Consider the following 1,601-nt stretch of genomic DNA (forward strand, 5'->3'; position numbering starts at 1 on the left):
GTTGTTTTGGGGAGGGGGTTTTTGCCCCGTCGTCCTTGGCGGTTCCCCTTTGGGTATTTGTTTCGAAGAAGAAGCGGTTACAGCTTTTCCGTGAGGTCGGGGACGGTTGTGAAGAGGTCGCCGACGAGGCCGTAATCGGCGATCTGGAAGATCGGGGCCTCTTCGTCCTTGTTGATGGCCACGATGACCTTGCTGTCCTTCATCCCCGCAAGGTGCTGGATCGCGCCCGAGATGCCGATGGCGACATAGAGCTCGGGGGCGACGACCTTGCCGGTCTGGCCGACCTGGTAATCATTCGGGGCATAGCCCGAATCGACCGCCGCGCGGCTGGCGCCGACCGCGGCACCCAGCTTGTCGGCCAGTTTCTCGATCAGGGCGAAGTCGTCCTTTGATCCCACGCCGCGTCCGCCCGAGACGACCCGGCCCGCCGAGGTCAGTTCGGGGCGGTCGCTTTCCACGACCTCGTCTGCGACCCAGGCGGACAGGGCCGGATCATCGGCCTTGGCGGTGGCTTCGACCGGGGCGGCGGCGCCGTCGCCTGCGGCATCGAAGTTGGCGGTGCGGATCGTCAGGACCTTTTTCGCATCCTTCGATTTCACCGTCTGGATCGCGTTGCCGGCATAGACCGGGCGTTCGAACGTGTCGGCATCGACCACCGCCGACACATCCGAGATGACCATCGCATCCAGAAGCGCCGCGACGCGGGGCATGATGTTTTTCGCATCCGTCGTCGCCGGGGCGGCGATGTGGTCGAACCCGTCCGCAAGGCCGACCAGCAGCGCGGCGGCCGGTTCGGCCAGACGGTGACCGTAAAGCGCGTCTTCGGCCACCAGGACCCTGGCGACGCCGTCGATGGTGGCGGCGGCTTCGCCCGCCGCCTGGGCCGAGGCGCCCGCGCAGAGCACGGTCACATCGCCCAGGGATTTCAGCGCGCTGACCGCCTTGGCGGTGGCGTCGCGGTTCAGCTCGCCATTGGTGACTTCACCCAGCAGAAGAACAGCCATTACACGACCCCCGCTTCTTTCAGTTTCGACACAAGTTCATCCACGGTTTCGACCTTGATCCCGGCCTTGCGACCCTCGGGTTCCTTGACCGAGACGATCTCGAGCCGCGGGCTGACATCGACGCCCAGATCGGCGGCGGTCTTTTCGTCCAGCGGCTTTTTCTTGGCCTTCATGATGTTGGGAAGCGAGGCGTAGCGCGGCTCGTTCAGGCGCAGGTCGGCGGTGACGATCGCGGGCAGCTTGACCTCGATGGTCTGCAGGCCGCCATCGACCTCGCGGGTGACGCGGGCGGCCTCGCCCTCGATCTCGATCTTGCTGGCGAAGGTCGCCTGACCCCAGCCCAGCAGCGCGGCCAGCATCTGGCCCGTCGCGTTCATGTCGTTGTCGATCGCCTGCTTGCCCGCGATCACCAGCCCGGGCTGTTCCTCGTCGATCACGGCCTTGAGGATCTTGGCCACGGCCAGCGGTTCGATATCGGTATGGACGTCATCGGCGGCCACCACCAGGATCGCGCGGTCGGCGCCCATGGCCAGCGCGGTGCGCAGCGTTTCCTGCGCCTGCTTGACCCCGATGCTGACGGCCACGACCTCGGTCGCG

The 1,601-nt window shown here is 66.1% G+C and carries 2 protein-coding genes; both read right to left on the bottom strand.

Annotated elements, in window-relative coordinates; genetic code table 11:
- Window positions 1–77 precede the first annotated feature (77 nt).
- On the bottom strand, window positions 78–1,004 hold the full coding sequence (locus PAF17_RS19995) for an electron transfer flavoprotein subunit alpha/FixB family protein (RefSeq protein ID WP_271890813.1): 927 nt from the start codon (window positions 1,002–1,004) through the stop codon (window positions 78–80).
- Window positions 1,004–1,601: electron transfer flavoprotein subunit beta/FixA family protein (locus PAF17_RS20000; RefSeq protein WP_271890814.1), on the bottom strand; the 598-nt coding region annotated here is incomplete at its 5' end. The genes PAF17_RS19995 and PAF17_RS20000, both read right to left, overlap by 1 nt.

This window comes from Paracoccus onchidii (genome assembly GCF_028294535.1).
Taxonomy (GTDB): Bacteria; Pseudomonadota; Alphaproteobacteria; order Rhodobacterales; family Rhodobacteraceae; genus Paracoccus; species Paracoccus onchidii.

Excerpts from the sequence above, each read along its gene's own strand:
- PAF17_RS19995 (WP_271890813.1), bottom strand. The coding sequence starts at position 1,004 with ATGGCTGTTCTTCTGCTGGGTGAAGTCACCAATGGCGAGCTGAACCGC.